This window comes from Natrarchaeobius versutus, from assembly GCF_041205745.1.
In the GTDB taxonomy this organism is placed as follows: domain Archaea; phylum Halobacteriota; class Halobacteria; order Halobacteriales; family Natrialbaceae; genus Natrarchaeobius; species Natrarchaeobius versutus.
The window spans coordinates 30,066-47,491 of record NZ_JBGFCC010000007.1 but is presented as its reverse complement, the minus strand read 5'-3'; the positions used below and the strand labels follow the sequence as shown (position 1 = coordinate 47,491).

Genomic DNA, 17,426 nt, shown 5'->3' with positions numbered 1-17,426 from the left:
CGATGGGGCCGCTTCCGGTGGGTCCGGTCCCAGCCGCGGTTACTCCGTCGTGCCGGCCGATTAGATCGGATTCCGGTTCAGTCGGACCCTTCGTCGTTTCGCTGGGCCTCGACGACTGCGACCGCCGCGAGGTTTACGATGTCTTTGACCTCGTCGTCACGCTGAAGAACGTGAACCGGCTCGGCCATGCCGGCGAGCATCGGACCGACGGCCTCCGCCCCGCCGAGTCGCTGGAGCAACTTGTACGCGATGTTCCCCGCCTCGAGATTCGGCAAGACGAGGACGTTCGCCGGTTCCTCGAGGTCGGCGAACTCGTAGGTTCCCTCGAGCATCGATTCGACGACCGCCGTGTCGGCTTGCATTTCGCCGTCGACTGGGAAGTCGACGGTCGGATCCGCCCGGAGCCGTCGCGCCGCCCGTCGCGGTTTTCGGGTCCCCTCGTTGTCGACGCTCCCGAAGTCGGAGTACGACAGTAAGGCGGCTCTCGGGTCCACGTCGAACCGGCGTGCGATCTCGGCGGCGTGACGAGTCACCTCCGCGAGCGTCTCCTCGTCGGGATCCTGATTGACCGTGGTGTCCGCGAGGAAGACGACCCGGTTTTTGAACGTCAACATGTAGACCCCCGCGGCGTGGTCGACGTCCTCTGCCGTCCCGATCACCTGAAGAATCGGGCGCAACGCCGACGGATAGTTGTGGGTCAGCCCCGTCAACATCGCGTCGGCGTCCCCACGGTCGACCATCACCGAGGCGAAGTAACTGGTGTCCCCGAGCAGATCGGCCGCCTCCGTCCGCGTGATCCCCTTGCGCTGGCGGCGCTGATAGAGGTCCTCGACGTACGCGTCGTACTCGCCGGCTCCGGGATCGACCACCTCCGGATCGAACTCGAGGCCGAGGTCGTCGGCGAGGCGCCCGATTCGGGATTCGTTGCCGATCAGGACCGGCTGGGCGATACCACGGTCGGCGAGCTGGTAGGCCGCTCTGATGATCTTCTCGTCACCGCCCTCCGCGAGCGCGATCCGCTTCGGGTCGCTTTTCGCCTTGTTGAGCACGATCCGCATCATCTCGCGGGATTTGCCCAGCCGCGCCTCGAGTTCCTCCTCGTAGGACTCGTGATCGATCCCGGTTCGCGCGGCACCGCTTTCGATCGCCGCCTGCGCGACTGCGGGTGCGAGTTCGAACAGTACCCGCGGATCCATCGGTTTCGGGATGATGTACTCGGAGCCGAACTGGAGGGGCTGATCGCCGTAGGCTTTCCGGACCGCGTCGGGAACGTCCTCTTTCGCGAGGTCGGCGAGCGCCTCCGCACAGGCGACTTTCATCGCCTCGTTAATTTCCGTCGCGCGGACGTCGAGTGCGCCGCGGAAGATGAAGGGAAAGCCGAGGACGTTGTTGACCTGGTTGGGGTAATCGGATCGTCCCGTCGCCATGATTACGGTGTCCTCGCGCGCCGCCTTCGCCGCCTCGTAATCGATCTCGGGGTCGGGATTCGCCATCGCGAAGACGATCGGATCGTCGGCCATCGACCGGATCATCTCCGGGGAGACGATCCCGCCGACCGAGAGGCCGACGAAGACGTCCGCGCCGGCGATCGCGTCAGCGAGGTCTCCCTCGGGAACGTCCCTCGCGAATTCGCGGCTGTACGGATCGAGCTCGCCCGCCTCCGCTCGGTCCGTGGTGAGAATGCCGTCGATATCGACCATCGTCACGTTCTCCCGTTGGACTCCGAGTGAAACGTAAAACCGCGCCGTCGCGAGCGCCGCGGCACCCGCACCGGCGAACGTCACTTCGAGATCAGCGAGATCCTTGTCGGCGAGGGAGGCGGCGTTCAACAGCGCCGCACCGCTGATGATTGCGGTTCCATGCTGGTCGTCGTGAAAGACGGGGATGTCCATTCGCTCCCGCAAGCGCTCCTCGATGACGAAGCAATCCGGTGCGGAGATGTCCTCGAGATTGATGCCGCCGAACGTCGGCTCCATACCTGCGACCGATTCCACGAACGCGTCCACATCGTCGTGGTCGAGTTCGACGTCGAAGACGTCTATGTCAGCAAACCGTTTGAATAGTACTCCTTTCCCTTCCATGACTGGTTTCGACGCCTGCGGTCCGATGTCGCCGAGACCGAGCACCGCGCTCCCGTCTGAGACGACGCCAACGAGATTTCCTTTCACCGTGTACCGGTAGGCGGCGTCTGGATCGTCCGCGATCTCGCGACAGGGACCCGCGACGCCCGGCGAGTACGCGAGGCTCAACTCCCGTTGCGTGTTGGTCGGTTTCGTCGTCGTAATCTCGACCTTACCGGGAGGATCCGTGGCGTGATACTCGAGGGATTCGTCTTCTAGAGACATACCCCACGTTTCCAGTATGCAGGCAAAAATCTGTGGGGACGGCTCACGACCGCGTGACGACTCCCGTTTCGGGGTTCGGTTTCCGGCCGTCGACGACAATAATATAAAACAGCCGACTATCATATATTCCTAACACTAGAATCAAAACCGTCGGTGAAACTGCGCGCCGATTCCAGCCGTTCGTTCCCACTACTCGTATGTTCGTTACCGGCCTCTGCGAGTACTCGTATCGGTAATCGGCCAATATATTTACTATATACCGATAAAATACTATCCGACGGGGAGCGAGTATCACTCGGCGCTCGAGGAGTACGCCGGCCGACGCCAAGCTCCCTCGAACACTGTCGTCACGTGGTACACCGACCCGTACACGGAGCGGGACTCGAGTCGCCGTCTTCGGCCGGCACATTCGGCGATCGTCTCGGAGTTCGGCTCGACGCGGTTCTTCGGCGTTACCGGCAGAAGAGACGCAAAACCACAGAGGTGAGGAGTTTTCGCTCGGCACGCCGCAAGTGATCTTCTGCCGTCCGGCGGGCAACGCCGAGTTCGCCCGCCAGGTCGTCCGTCGTCGTCTCCCGTGGGATCTCGTAGTAGCCGTTTTCGACCGCCGTGACGATCGTTTCCCGCTGGCGATCGGTCAGCGCTGGAACGACGTTCTCGAGATCCGACAACGGGGACGGCGTGATCGGAAGCTGTACCGTCCGTTTCGAGCGAACGTCGACGTCGACCCCGTCCGAAACGAGGGCCTCGTAGATTCCCGCGAGCGCCTCCGACTCGGGTGCGAGGACCCGGCATCGTTTCCGCCCGTTGGCGTACCGAATCGGGGGCAAGAGCAAACAGCCGTGGCGCTCGAGGTACGTGTCGATCGTCGTCTCGTGGGCCCGCAGACAGCTGTCGGTGACCGCGAGCGTTTCCCGTTCCCCATCGAGGCGTCGCTCGAGGCCGACCGTCGCATCGATGCGCTCGAGCGCCGAACGGATGTCGGATCCACGAAGAGACAGCAAGTCGGCGTGATCGGAACACCAGAGTTCGATTCGACAGTCCGAACGCGCCGTCGGCCCCGCGTACGGCCCTGCGTCGTCGATGCTGAAGATCGCCTCGTACACGTGGGAGCGATGGACGCGACCGGTAATAAACCACACTCCGTACGGAGTGATACTCGTCTTGCACGCGTGGGTGGTCAATGTGGGCATGGAACACGAGCCAAACGTCGGCGTCGAGTCCGCCAGGCCGAGCGATCAGTGGGAGGAGTACCGGGGCTCGCCGACCGGGATGGATCTCGAGTGTCGCGGCTGGTCCCAGGAGGCCGCGTTTCGACTGCTCAACAACAACCTCGATCCGGAGGTGGCGGAAGCGCCCGAGGAACTGATCGTCTACGGCGGGACGGGACGGGCCGCCCGCTCGTGGGACGCCTACGACGCCATCCTCGCGGAGCTTCGGGAGCTGGCGGACGACGAGACGCTTCTGGTCCAGTCTGGCAAACCCGTCGGCCGGTTTCGGACGCACGAGCGTGCGCCGCGAGTATTGATCGCCAACTCGAATCTCGTCGGCCGGTGGGACAGCTGGGACCACTTCCACGAACTCGAGGCCGAGGGGCTAATCATGTACGGGCAGATGACCGCCGGCTCGTGGGCGTACATCGGCACCCAGGGAATCATTCAGGGGACCTACGAGACCCTCGCCGAACTCGCCCGCCGAGAGTTCGACGCCGATCTCAGGGGGAAGATTGTGGCCACCGGCGGTCTGGGCGGAATGGGTGGCGCACAGCCGCTTGCGGTCACGATGAACCGGGGCGTCTGTCTCGCGGCCGAGGTCGACGGCGATCGGATCGACCGGCGCGTCGAGACCGGCTACTGTATGGAGAGGATCGACGACCTCGAGGCGGCCCTCGAGCGGTGTCGCGAGGCGGCCGCCGTGGGCGATCCGTACAGCGTCGGCGTACAGATCAACGCCGCAGACCTGCTGGAGGGGATGCTCGAGCGCGATTTCGTCCCCAACGTCGTCACCGACCAGACGAGCGCCCACGACGCGCTCGAGGGCTACTACCCGTCGGGGTATACCGTCGAGGAGGCGGACCGCCTACGCGAGCAAGAACCAGATCGGTACCTCGAGCAGAGCCTCGAGACGATGGAACGCCACGTCGACGCGATCCTCGCGTTACAGGAACGGGGCGCGATCGCATTCGAGTACGGCAACAACATCCGCGGGCAGGTGCGCGAGGAACGCGGGATGAGCGAAGCGTTCGACTTCCCCGGGTTCGTCCCCGCCTACATCCGCCCGCAGTTCTGTCGCGGCAAGGGACCGTTTCGGTGGGTCGCGCTGTCGGGCGATCCCGAGGACATCCGCCGGACCGACGAGGCCGTCCTCGAGTTGTTCCCCGAGAACGATCAGCTTCGGCGGTGGATCGAACTTGCACGCGAGCACGTCGAGTTCCAGGGTCTTCCCAGCCGGGTCTGCTGGCTCGGCTACGAGACGGGCGACGGCGAACCGATCGAAGACGGAAAGCCGGACGGCGAGGGCGGCGAGTCGCTCACCGAGCGCGCCCGCTTTGCGCTCCGGATCAACGATCTCGTGGCGACGGGTGAGATCACCGCCCCGATCGTCGTCACGCGAGACCATCTCGACGCGGGGAGCGTCGCCAGTCCGAATCGCGAGACCGAAGCCATGAAAGACGGAACCGACGCCGTCGCCGACTGGCCGATCTTGAACGCCTTGCTCAACTGCGCCGCCGGCGCCGACATCGTGAGCGTTCACGACGGCGGTGGGGTCGGTATCGGGAACGCGATCCACGCGAACAACCACGTCGTCCTCGACGGAAGCGACCTCGCGGCCGAGAAGGCGCGAGCGGTGTTCACCACCGACCCCGGTACTGGCGTGATTCGTCACGCCGACGCCGGGTACGACCTCGCCATCGAGACGGCCGAACGGTCGGGCGTTCACATCCCGATGCGCCGCGCGGAGGATGATCGAACGTGAGCCACCGGCCCAACCGTCCGGGGAAGAACAACGACGAGTCCCCGTTCGCTCGCCCGGAGTGGGACGGATGGGGCGGCCCCTCGAGCGATCCGAACGATCGACAGTTCGGCGACGTCGTCGAGGCGATCGATCTCGAGGACGCGAACGACTACGACGCGGTCCTCGTCGGCGAGCCCTACGACGGCGCCGTGATCGGCCGACGCGGCGCCCGCGAGGGACCCGGTGAGATCCGCCGATCCCTGGCGGGGGTGAAGACCGCTCACCTGAGGACGGGGGGTGTCTCGGTTCGAATCGGCGATCTCGGCGACCTCGAGTTTCCCGACGGAGACGTCTCCGACGTCCAGGAGTACGTCGAGGCGGTCGCAGCGGAGATCCACGCGATCGACGCGCTCCCGGTGTTCGTCGGCGGCGACAACTCGCTTTCGTACCCGAACGTCGCGCCGTTGCTCGCCGAGCGTGCCGTCGCCGTCGTCAACGTCGACGCCCACCTCGACTGTCGGGCGGTTCGCGGGGAGCCGACGAGTGGAACGCCGTACCGGCAACTGCTCGAGTCGGGTCTCGAGACGTACGTCCCCGTCGGCGCGCGTCACTTCGAGACCTCGGGGCCCTACGTCGAGTACGTCCGCGACCGGGGCGGGACGATCGTCCCCGCGGACGCGTTCGAGTCGGGGGTCGACGCCGTCGTGGCCGCCGTCGAGGAAGCGATCGAATCGGCCGATACCCTGTACCTGAGCGTCGACTGCGACGCCCTCGATGCGTCGGCCGCACCGGGAGTCAGCGCGCCGACGCCCGGCGGCCTCTCGACGCGGGAACTGTTCGCGGCCGTCTCGGCGCTCGCTGGGGACGATCGGCTGGCCGGCCTCGAGATCGTCGAGTGCGCCCCGCCTCTCGAGTCGGGACGGCTGACCGCCGAGGCGGCGGCGCGGACGATCGCCCACGGGTTGGCCGGCTACTGGGGTGACCACCGTGAGTGACTCTCGCTACACGATCGTCCACGGCGCGAGCGAGGTGGTCGTGGGGCCCGCGGACTCGGTGGACGGAAACGACGAGGACGACGGGAACGACGGCGAGGACGACGAATCGAACGAGAGAGGCGGCGCCGACTCGAGCCCGATTCGAACCGTCTCGGACGCGGCGGTGGTCGTCGCCGACGGAGCCGTCGTCGCCGTCGGCTCGAGCGACGATCTCGGACGGGAGTATCCGCCGGAGAACGCCGAAACGGCGATCGACGCGAACGGTCGGTGCGTCCTGCCCGGGTTCGTCGATCCCCACACCCACGCGATTTTCGCCGGCGACCGCTCCGACGAGTTCGAGGCCAAACTCCGGGGAAAGAGCTATCAGGAGATCCTCGCCGAAGGCGGGGGAATACTCCGGACTGTCCGGGCGGTCCGCGAGACCTCCGAGGACGAACTCGTGGCGGACTTGCGGGATCGACTCGACACCGTACTCGCCCACGGGACGACGACGATCGAGGTGAAGTCGGGGTACGGTCTCGCGGTCGACGCCGAGTTGAAACTGCTCTCGGCGATCGACCGCGCGGGAGAGGGCCACCCCGTCGACGTCGTCCCGACGTTCATGGGCGCCCACGCGGTTCCCGACGGATCCGACGCCGAGACGTACACCGACCGCGTGATCGAGGATCAGCTCCCGGCGGTCGCCGACCAGGGGATCGCCGACTGTTGTGACGTCTTCTGTGAGGATGGCGCCTTCTCGCTCGAGCAGTCCCGTCGAATCCTCGAGGCCGGCCGCAAGCACGGCTTAGTTCCGAAGATCCACGCCGACGAGTTCGAACGCCTCGGCGGGGTGCGCCTCGCCGCCGACCTCCCGGCCGCGAGCGCGGATCACTTGCTTCGATCGACCGACGAGGACGTCGACGCGTTGTTCTCGGCCGGCGTGACCCCGGTGTTCCTCCCCGGGACCGCCTTCGGCCTCGGCGGCGAGTACCCATCTCTCGAGCCCTACCGCGAACGGGGCGCGATTCCGGCGATCGGCTCCGACTTCAACCCCAACTGTTACGCGCCGAGTATGGGATTCGCCGCGACGCTCGCCTGCGTCGGCGTCGGGATGACGCCCGCGGAGGCGATCCTCGGAATCACCGCCCGCGGCGCGGACGCACTGAAGTCGCCGGACGGGTTCGAGGGGACTGGCGGGTCCGGACGGGCGGGCGGGCGCGAGCAAGCGGACGGACGGAAGCGTACGGACCGGCGCGGAACGCTCGAGCCCGGTTCCCCCGCCGATCTCGTCGTCATCGACGCCCCGTCGTACCGCCACCTGCCGTACGTCTACGACGTGAACATCGTCGAGACGGTGCTCAAAGGCGGCGAGGTCGTCGCCTGAACGCGACACCGGTAGCTTCTCCCGCCCGGATCGCGTCAGTCTCCCTCATGGATCGAGACAGCATCGTCGAGGATCGACTCGAGCGGGCCCGGGCGGGGCTCGAGCGTGCGGGCGCGGACGCGCTCGTCTGTTTCCCGAGTTCGAACACGCACTACCTCTCGGGGTTCGACGAGGAGCCGATGGAACGCCATCTCTTCCTGTTCGTCACTCGCGACCGCGCGGCGTTTCTCGCCCCCGAGATGTACGACGAGCAGATCCGGGCTGAATCCGTCGTCGAGGACGTTCGAACCTGGAGTGACGGCGAGGAGCCGACCGCGGCCCTCGAGGCGATCGGGACTGATCTCGGCCTCTCCGAAGGCAGACTCCTCGTCGACGACCGGATGTGGGCACTATTCACGCAGGACCTCCGCGCGACGTTTCACGACGCGACGTTCGGGCTGGCGAGCGAGGTGCTCGACGACCTCCGAATCTGCAAGGACGACGCCGAACTCGAGGCGCTCCGGGAGGCGGCCGCCGTCTCGGATGCGGTGAGCGAGTCGATCCGCCGGCTCGGTCCAAACGCCGTCGGGATGACCGAGACCGAACTCGCGGCGGAGATCGAAGATCGGCTCGCGGCCGAAGGTGGGTCGGCCATCTCCTTCGAATCCGTGGTCGGATCGGGTCCAAACGGCGCCCGGCCCCACCACCGCCACGGCGAGCGAGAAATCCGGCCGGGCGACCCGGTCGTCCTCGACTTCGGAACGGTCGTCGACGGCTATCCCGGAGACCAGACCCGGACTGTGGTGTTCGCTGGCGATCCGCCCGACGACTACGAGGACGTCCACGAGGCGGTGCTCGAAGCCCAGTCGACGGCCGTCGAGGCGGTCGAGCCGGGCGTCGAAGCGAGCGAGGTCGACCGGGCCGCTCGTACCGTCCTCGAGGAGCGGGGCTACGGCGACCGGTTCGTCCACCGAACCGGCCACGGCGTCGGGCTCGACCTCCACGAGCCGCCGTACATCGCGGCCGACACCGACTGTCGGCTCGAGCCGGGGATGGTCTTCAGCGTCGAGCCGGGCGTCTACCTCGAGGGCGAGTACGGCGTGCGGATCGAGGACCTGGTGGTTGTCACCGAGGACGGCTGCGAGCGATTGAATCACTCGCCGCGAACCTGGCGGCCGTTGCCGGAGGAGTGTTGATCGGCCGCCGTCGACCGATCGACGGTCGTTCCGATCCAATCACCGCACGGTTCTGTCGGGAGTACTCTCTCCCACCAGTTCTATCACCGCTGGACGATAACGTACACCATGACCGAAGCCTCCGAAACGCCGCTGACCGAGCGGTCGGATTTCCGTGATTTCGTCACCAATCTCGATAACGTCGTCGTCTGGTCGGGTACCGAGAGCGGATTCGACTACGTGAGCCCCGCCTTCGAGGAGGTGTACGGCCGTACCGTCGACGAACTGCTCGAGGACATGAGCGTCGTGTTGGATGCCGTCCACCCTGAGGACCGCGATCGAGTCGCGGCGGTGATGGAGGATCGCGACGAACGCCTCCAGCGCGGAGAGACGATTCGGGCCGAACACCGCGTGGTTCACCCCGACGGGACGGTTCGGTGGGTGGAGGTCCGAATCTTTCCCGTTCGCGATTCCTCGGGCGAACCGACGGAGGTCGTCGGCGTCACGATCGACATCACGGACCGCAAGCGGGCGGAACTCGAACTCGAGCACCAGAACGAGCGTCTCGACCAGTTTGCACGGGTCGTCTCCCACGACCTCCGCAATCCGTTGACCACCGCGAAGGGGTATCTGGAACTCCTGAAAGCGGAAGTAAATCACCGGTATCTCGAGTACATCGACGAGGGGCTGATCCGGATCGAGGAGATCGTCGAGGACGTGTTGACACTTACGCGCGCCGAGAACGCGAGCGAGACGACCGAACGCGTCGATCTCGGGGCGGAGGCCCAGCGGGCGTGGACGATGACGGAGACGGGGAGCGCAACGCTCCGGCTATCGAACGACCTCGGAACGATCGTCGCCGACGGGAGTCTCGTCCGTCAACTGCTCGAGAACGTGTTTGGGAACGCGGCGAAACACGGCGGTCGGGACGTCACGGTCAGCGTCCGAGCATTACCCGACGGCTTCTCCGTCGACGACGACGGAGTGGGTATCCCCGAGGACGACCGCGATCGCGTGTTCGAGGCCGGCTACTCGACGTCACAGGGCGGAACCGGACTCGGGCTGTTGATCGTCCACGAAATCGCCGAGGCCCACGGGTGGGACGTCCGAATCACCGACTCGGAGGAGGGTGGCGTTCGACTCGAGATTACGGGCGTCGAGACGGCGGAGTGATCGATCTCGGGCGTAATACGAGGGAGACACACGGCAAAGTCGGCAAGCGGGTGACCGACACCCAGGCTGTCGCAGGCGCTACTCCCTTGTCTCGAGTGACGGTATCGTCTCGTATGTCCGGGACCGTTTCGGAAGACGACCGCGGAAAGACCGTCGAGAACGAGCGTGGTGAAACCGTCGGAACGATCGCGAGTGTCGACGACTCTTACGTACACGTTAGGCCGAAGCGAGGCCTCCTCGATTCGATCAAATCATCGCTCGGATGGGATCGCAGAGCAGCGGAGACGATTTCCGTCCACCACGACGCGGTCGGCGAGATCACCGACGAGGCGGTTCGACTCGAGGGAGAACTGCTGGCGGAACGTGAATCGGACGACGACGAGCGCTCCGGGATGGCCGACGAACCGAGTACCGATCCGACGGAGCCGACGGGCACACCGAGGGAGGGAGACGAAACCGAGTTCCCTGAGGAACGGGCCGACGACACGGAGTCGAGTCGCGTCGATATGGAGACCGAGGACCCACAAGATCGCGGCCTCGAGGTCGATCCGACCGACCTGACCGAGGACGATTCCGGACTCGAGGTCCACCCCGACGACGCGGAGACGGGGTCCGAAGAGACGAACGATTCCGAGAGCGGTGAGACGCGCGATCACGATCGATAGCTCCGTCATCGATCCTCGTCTGTGCCCTTTATTCGCCCGGATTTGGTCCCTTTAGGCAAACCTAAATCGTAACGACTTTATGTTTTAGGTTGGCCTAAAGTGTATGGGGCAGACTCGATACACGAGGCGAAACCTGCTTGCGGCCGGAGTTGGCTCGGTCGCGACTGGAGCGGTACTGGCGGGATGTACAGATACAACGGACGGGACGATAGAGACGGAGTCCGACGTCGATGATCCACTTCGAATAGCAACCGACTCGGATCCCGATTCGCCGTTGAACATCTACATCAGCAGTCACAGCGAGTTCGATTGGCTGAAGGATCTCGTCTTCGACCGACTGCTCGCGCCGTCACCCTACGTCGAAGAGCCGATGGCGGGGTTGGCGACCGAAACGGAACGGATCGATGGGCGAACGTGGACGGCAACCGTCCGTTCCGACGCCGAGTGGCACGACGGCGAGCCGTTCACCGCAGAGGACGTCGTGTTCACGTACCGATACTACCGTGACGGCCCACAGAACCGACACAGTCACCACGTAAACGAGATCCCCGACATCGAACGAATCGAATCGATCGACGAGGAGACGGTTCGGTTCGAGTGTTCGTATCCGACGCCGACGCTCGCCGACATCACGTTCGCCGATCTACCGATCCTCTCGAAACACGTCTGGGAGGACGTCGACGATCCCTACGAACACACCGAACTCCCCGTCGGAACCGGGCCGTACGAACTCGTCAGCTACGAACCCGGCGAACGGCTTCGGTTGCGCGCAAACGAGAACTACTTCATGGGCGAACCGACCGTCGAGGAAATCGTCGTTCCGTTCATTCGAGATCACTCGACGATGTTTACCGCGTTGCGAAGCGGTGAGATCGATACTACGAGCGTCGGAATTCCGCCATCCTCGATCGAAGACTTTCGCCAGGACGAGGCCTTCGACGTCGTCAGTGCGACGACGTTGTGGTTAGTCGAGATCCGGGTCAACTACGAACGGCCACCGTTCGATCGACCGGCCGTTCGTCGAGCGGTCTCACGCGCGATCGACAAACAATCTATCGTCGACGTGGTCATGCTCGGCAACGGCATTCCGGGAACCGAAGGATACCCACATCCGGACTCGCCGTGGACCGCCCCCGACATCGAACAACCGTACGACCCCGACCAGTCGCGAGCGTTGCTCGAGGAACTCGAGATTCGCGACCGAGACGGGGACGGAGTTCGGGAGACGCCCGACGGAGAGCCGCTTTCGTTCAGACTCGAGGTGCCGTCGAACGAGCCAGCGTACATTCGGGCCGCGGAACTAGTCACGGAGAACCTCACCGACGTTGGACTCGAGACGGAGTCGAGGACGCTCGATCCGGGAGCGATCGGTGATCTTCACGGGTCACGGAATTTCGATATGTACGTCAGCAGGATAACGCCCCACGGCGTCGCAGACCCTGACCAGTTCGTCATGTCCCACCGATCGGGGTATCTGTGGAACTCCGAGATTCCCTATCCGGAGTGGGACGAACTCGTCGAGGAGTTCAAACAGGCCGAGGGCGTCGACGGCGTCCGGCCGGTGTTGTTCGAGATGCAACGGCTGTTCAACGAGCAACCGACCTCGATTCCGCTCTGGTACGAGAAACCGCGTTTCGCGTTCGATCCGGACGCGTTCGATTCCTGGGCAGAGTCGCCCGGTTTCGGGATTCATCACAAGTGGTCGTTCCTGCCAGAAGACGCACGCGAATCCGCGATCACCGAATCGTTCTGATCGTCCATGATCGAATCGATTCGGTGGTACGCACAGCGGGGAGCCGAGTACGGGCTGACGGTGCTCGCGGCGATTACGATCAACTTCACACTGCCGCATCTCGCTCCCGGCGATCCGCTTCGATATCTCGTCGGAGACGAGGTCGAAGCCTTGAGTGAGGAACAACGCCAGGAACTGCTCGCGACGTACGGGCTAGATCAGCCGATACACGTCCAGTACGTCGACTATCTCCTCGGCATCCTCTCGGGCGACCTCGGAACGTCGGTCATGTACGGTGATCCAGTCGTCGACGTCCTCGTCCATCGGCTTCCCTGGACCGTACTCCTCGTCGGCTCGGCACTCTTTCTCTCGACGGCGATCGGGACGATCCTGGGTGCCTGGAGTGCGTGGCAGGAAGGAACACGGACGGACGCCGGCTTCGTGGGCGTCCTCGTCGCCGCGGACTCCGCGCCCGCGTTCTGGGTCGGGATGTTGTTGATAGCGGTGTTCGTCTCCTCGCTGGGGTGGTTTCCGGCGTACGGTGTCTCCTCGATACAGTCGTCCGAATCAGCGTTCGGGTCGACCGTCGACAGCGTCCACCATCTGACGTTGCCAGTCGTGACGCTCACGCTCGCCCGCGTCGGCGGAATGTTCCTCGTCGCCCGTGGGTCGGTGCTCACCACCGCCGGGTCCGATTATCTCCAGTTTAGCAGGGCGAAGGGCCTTTCCGAACGGAACGTCCTGGCACGCCACGCACTCCCGAACGCGTCGTTGCCGATCTACACGCGGTTTACGCTCGGACTGGGGACACTCGTCGGCGGTGCCGTCGTCGTCGAAACGGTGTTTTCCTATCCGGGGCTCGGTCTCCTCATTTACGAGGCCGCGCTCGCACGCGATTACCCGCTCTTACAGGGTGCGTTTCTCGTCCTGACCGTCACGGTAATCGGGGCGAACGTCCTCGCGGATCTCACCTATCCCATCCTGGATCCCCGGACTGCAATCGCGAAGACCGGAGGGTCCACCGAATAATGGCTACCGGTGGTTTCACGGAAAGACGGCTCGAGCCCGCTCGCGAGGTGAGATAACGTGAAACAGCTCGATCGTTCCGTCTTCGGTCGGCGCTTCTCGTTCGATCCCAGTGATCGACTCGGTGATCCGTTCGTCGTCGTCGGTGCGATCGGCGTCCTCGTGTTCGCCGTTGTCGCGATCGCGGCACCCGTACTCGCCCCGTATCCCCCCACGGCGCGGGTGGGCGACCCGTTACAGGCGCCGTCGGTCGCTCACCCTCTGGGAACCGACGATATGGGACACGACCTCCTCTCGACGATGCTGGTCGGCGCACGAATTTCGTTGTTCGTCGGCATTGCGGCCGGTTCGCTCGCAATACTCGTCGGCGTCGTCGTCGGCGTCGGTGCGGGGCTGATCGGCGGGCGCTCCGAGACGATGATCATGCGGGCGGTCGACGTCGTGTTGACGATACCGTTTCTCCCGTTGGTGATCGTCGTCGCGGCCGTTCTCGGTCCGAGTCTGGTGACGACCATCGCCGTGCTCGCGAGCGTCATGTGGGCTCGCCCGGCCCGAGAGCTTCGGTCACAGGTCCTCTCGGTACGGGAACGAACGTACGTCCGAGCGTCTCGATCGATCGGCGCCTCACTCCCACAGATCGCCCGCTGGTACGTCGTTCCCGCGCTCGTGCCGATCGCGATCGCCCAACTCGCGCGGGCGGTCGCCGCGGCGATCTTACTCGAGTCGTCGCTGAGCTTTCTCGGCCTCGGCGATCCGACGGTTCCGAGCTGGGGATCCATCCTCTTTTTCGCCCAGAATCAGAGCGCGTTTCTGACGGACGCGTGGTTGTGGTGGGTCCTCCCGCCCGGAATCGCGATCACGACCAGCGTCCTCTCGTGTACGTTTCTCGCACTCGGGGTCGAACGCAAACTGCGAGCGAGCCGTCCCTCACGGCCCGGAGCCGACAGCGAGTCCGCCGTCGTCCTCCGTGAAGAATCGGACGCGCCGTCGGACCCGATACTCGAGGTGTCGAACCTGACTGTGACCTACGACGGGGCGTCGGGGGTCGCTCTCGACGACGTCTCCCTCGAACTTCGTCGGGGGGAAGTACTTGGCGTCGTCGGCGAGTCGGGAAGCGGCAAAAGTACGTTCGCGCTCGCGTTGCTCGGTCTGCTTCGCCCACCCGCCCGGGTCACCGATGGGCGGATCGAGCTGTTCGTCGGACGAAAAAACGGGTCGGCAATAACGGACGTTCGCGGGGACTCGATCGCCTACGTTCCACAGGAGGCGATGAACGCCCTCGACCCGCGCGTTCGGCTTCGATCCCAGGTCGTCGAAGCGGTCCAGATCCACCGATCGTGCGGTCGTGGCGAAGCCGTCGAGCGAGCGACCGACGCCCTCGAGGCGGTCGGCCTCGATCCCGAATGTCACCGGCGGTATCCACACGAACTCAGCGGCGGGATGCGACAGCGCGCAGTCATCGCGACTGCCCTCGTAAACGAGCCGTCGATCCTCGTCGTCGACGAACCGACGACCGGGCTCGACGTCCTGACCACCCGTTCCCTGCTCGAGTTGTTAGCCGAGTTGCAGTCGTCGCGGACGTTCTCGCTCGTCCTCGTCTCCCACGACCTCTCGGCGATCCACACCCTCGCCGATCGCATCGCGGTCGTCCGAGACGGGGCGCTCCTCGAGGTAGTCGACAGGAACCGCCTCGACACCGGTGCGTCGAACCCACACACGGAGTCCCTCCTCGAATCGAGGCCGGGGATCGAAACCGAAATCGACGACGAGGACGAGCAGGAACGAAACCGTCGGATACCGTCCTCCGACGCCGAACGAGCGCGTATCGGATCGGCCAGCCACTCCTCGAAGGCGGGCGAGAAGACACCGGTTCTCGAACTCGAGGGCGTTACGAAGCGATTCGACGACGAGCCGGTGCTCTCCGGCGTCGACGTTCGTCTCCATCGTGGCGAGTCGCTCGCGCTGGTCGGCGAGAGCGGAGCGGGCAAGAGTACGCTCGCACGAGTGGCCGCGGGCCTCGACTCTCCCGACAGCGGAGACGTCACGATAACCGGCGGGAACCACGCCTCACCCAGCCCACCCGACGACCGGCCTCGGAAGCTTACGGCCCGGTACCTGTTTCAGGATCCCTACGAGTCGCTTGCGCCCAACCGACGCGTCCGCCAGATAGTCGGCGAAGCACTCGAGGTACACGACGTCGGCGACGCGGCCGAACGACAGCGGGCGATCGAGCGCACGCTCGAGGACGTCGGTCTTCCGAGGTCGTCCCTCGAACGGTATCCGACCGAACTTTCCGGCGGGGAGCGACAGCGGGTCGCGATCGCCAGAGCGCTCGTTCTCGAACCAACACTCCTCGTCGCGGACGAACCGACGTCGATGCTAGACGCACCGCGCCAACGCGAGCTACTGGCGCTGTTGTACGATCTCGTCGCCGAGCGCGGGATTACGCTGTTACACGTCACGCACGATCTCGCTCGAGCCAGCCAGTTCGCAGACAGAATCGCCGTCCTCCACGACGGAACGATCGTCGAGCGGGGACCGCCTCGATCGCTCGTCGGCGAACCGACACACGACCAGACCCGCTCGCTCGTCGAAGCCGCTGTCGCGTTGTCGGCCACTGTGACGGACGACCGATCCGACCCACCGCAATCTTCGACACAGAGTACACCACACCGATCATGAATTCAAACGAAGCAACTCGAGCTGTCGCACCGATCGGCTTTCTCGACCCCGACGACGCCTTCACCAGACGGTTCGTCGACCGACCGTTCTTCCGGACGTCCCTCGAGCGGATCGACGTCTACGACGTGCCAGACGTCGACCTTCGCTCGTATTCGGGGCTCGTCGTCTCGAGCCAGATCGACCAAGAGCACCTCTTTCGACACCGCCGTCAGATTCGATCCTACCTCGACAAAGGGGGAGTCGTCGCGTTCAGCGGCCATCTCTCGACGGAGTGGCTTCCCGGCGCCGGCCGGTTCGTGCCGAAGTCGATCGACTCCCACGACCAGTACACCGTCGTCGAAGCGGTTTCGCACCCGGTGTTCGACGGCGTCGAGATGGGCGACCTCACAGCCCATCGCGGCGTTTCCGGCTTCTTCGCTCGCGGTCACAATCCGCCACCGGAGGGCGCGACGGTCGTGCTTCGACTCCGCGATGGGGAGCCGATCGTCTACGTCGACGAGGCGACCACCGCCGGAACCGTCTTCGTCCACAGCGGGAACGATCTCGTCACGCTCGGACGCCGGTCGTCGACCGCGAGTCGCATCCCCGGGCAGCTTCTCTCGTGGATGCGATCCGTTTCGACACTCGAGTCGGAGTCGACTGGAACGGGTGGTGATCGCGCGTGAGGACGCTTGCGACCCTTTACAGCGGTTCCGCGCCACAACGTCGAACGTTCGTCGAGTCGGAGTACGCGCGATTCTTCGACGAGGTACTCCCTCTCCGAAAGCTAGCCGAGACCGACCTGTCGGCGTTCGACGGGCTGTTCGTCCCCTCTCGACTCCACATCGGTGAACTCACCGCACGCGCCCCGCAGCTTCGATCGTTTCTCGACGATGGCGGAACGATCGCCACCTTCGGCCAGCAACCGGAGCCGTGGCTGCCCGACCTCGAGTGGACGTACCGCCCGACGAACTTCTGGTGGTGGCTCGAGCCGGACGGCGACAGCGGCCTCCGGTTTCCCCGTCCGACCGACGAGTTCTTCGATTACGTTCCGCCGGCGGATTGTGAGTGGCACTTCCACGGATCGTTCGATCCGCCTCGCGAGGCGAGAGTGCTAATCCGAGACGACACCGGTGGTGCGGTCCTCTACGTCGATGATCGGAACTGGGATGGAACCGCGATCGTTGCGGCGCTCGATCCGACCTATCACTTCGGATCGTACTTCATGCCCGCGACGGATCGATTTCTCTCGGGATTCCTTCCGTGGCTTCGCGAAACGCACCTGTAAGCAGTGGCGCTACCCGACACAGTAGTCGATCCTCTCGAACCGCACATTTTGGGCCAGCGATGACACTCG

13 protein-coding genes are annotated in these 17,426 nt (G+C 64.9%); 11 read left to right on the top strand and 2 right to left on the bottom strand.

Going from position 1 to position 17,426, the window contains the following annotated elements; all coding sequences use genetic code 11:
- Window positions 1–77 precede the first annotated feature (77 nt).
- Window positions 78–2,345: an NADP-dependent malic enzyme gene (locus AB7C87_RS15755; protein ID WP_369730445.1), complete on the bottom strand. Its 2,268-nt coding sequence runs from the start codon at window positions 2,343–2,345 to the stop codon at window positions 78–80.
- Between the two features lie 452 nt (window positions 2,346–2,797).
- Entirely contained in the window at window positions 2,798–3,451 is a 654-nt protein-coding gene (locus tag AB7C87_RS15750; RefSeq protein WP_369730444.1) for a helix-turn-helix domain-containing protein, read from the bottom strand.
- 85 nt (window positions 3,452–3,536) lie between these two features.
- Between AB7C87_RS15750 and hutU the strand changes: the two genes are divergently transcribed.
- The 11 genes from hutU (at window position 3,537) to AB7C87_RS15695 (ending at window position 17,357) form a co-directional block, all read left to right on the top strand.
- Complete coding sequence (gene hutU, locus AB7C87_RS15745) at window positions 3,537–5,321, top strand: urocanate hydratase (protein ID WP_369730443.1); 1,785 nt, start codon at window positions 3,537–3,539, stop codon at window positions 5,319–5,321.
- Complete coding sequence (gene hutG / locus AB7C87_RS15740) at window positions 5,318–6,295, top strand: formimidoylglutamase (RefSeq protein WP_369730442.1); 978 nt, start codon at window positions 5,318–5,320, stop codon at window positions 6,293–6,295. Before hutU ends, hutG begins: the two co-directional genes overlap by 4 nt.
- Window positions 6,288–7,658 (top strand): imidazolonepropionase, encoded by a 1,371-nt coding sequence (hutI, locus tag AB7C87_RS15735; protein WP_369730441.1) that lies wholly within the window; start codon window positions 6,288–6,290, stop codon window positions 7,656–7,658. Before hutG ends, hutI begins: the two co-directional genes overlap by 8 nt.
- Window positions 7,659–7,705: 47 nt before the next feature.
- Window positions 7,706–8,833 (top strand): M24 family metallopeptidase, encoded by a 1,128-nt coding sequence (locus AB7C87_RS15730; protein WP_369730440.1) that lies wholly within the window; start codon window positions 7,706–7,708, stop codon window positions 8,831–8,833.
- Window positions 8,834–8,941: 108 nt separating this feature from the next.
- On the top strand, window positions 8,942–9,985 hold the full coding sequence (locus AB7C87_RS15725) for a sensor histidine kinase (protein WP_369730439.1): 1,044 nt from the start codon (window positions 8,942–8,944) through the stop codon (window positions 9,983–9,985).
- 113 nt (window positions 9,986–10,098) lie between these two features.
- Entirely contained in the window at window positions 10,099–10,650 is a 552-nt protein-coding gene (locus AB7C87_RS15720) for a DUF8593 domain-containing protein (RefSeq protein WP_369730438.1), read from the top strand.
- Between the two features lie 103 nt (window positions 10,651–10,753).
- Window positions 10,754–12,403, top strand: a complete 1,650-nt coding sequence (locus AB7C87_RS15715) for an ABC transporter substrate-binding protein (protein WP_369730437.1) — start codon at window positions 10,754–10,756, stop codon at window positions 12,401–12,403.
- A 6-nt stretch (window positions 12,404–12,409) separates the two neighbouring features.
- The gene (locus AB7C87_RS15710; RefSeq protein WP_369730436.1) at window positions 12,410–13,411 is read left to right on the top strand and encodes an ABC transporter permease; all 1,002 of its coding nucleotides are present in this window, start codon (window positions 12,410–12,412) and stop codon (window positions 13,409–13,411) included.
- A 57-nt stretch (window positions 13,412–13,468) separates the two neighbouring features.
- Window positions 13,469–16,090 (top strand): ABC transporter ATP-binding protein/permease, encoded by a 2,622-nt coding sequence (locus AB7C87_RS15705; RefSeq protein ID WP_369730435.1) that lies wholly within the window; start codon window positions 13,469–13,471, stop codon window positions 16,088–16,090.
- Complete coding sequence (locus tag AB7C87_RS15700; RefSeq protein ID WP_369730434.1) at window positions 16,087–16,755, top strand: phosphate starvation-inducible protein PhoH; 669 nt, start codon at window positions 16,087–16,089, stop codon at window positions 16,753–16,755. The genes AB7C87_RS15705 and AB7C87_RS15700 overlap by 4 nt, the downstream gene beginning before the upstream one ends.
- A complete protein-coding gene (locus AB7C87_RS15695) occupies window positions 16,752–17,357 on the top strand; it encodes a hypothetical protein (protein ID WP_369730433.1) in 606 nt (201 codons plus the stop codon). The genes AB7C87_RS15700 and AB7C87_RS15695 overlap by 4 nt, the downstream gene beginning before the upstream one ends.
- The last annotated feature ends 69 nt before the right edge of the window (window positions 17,358–17,426 follow it).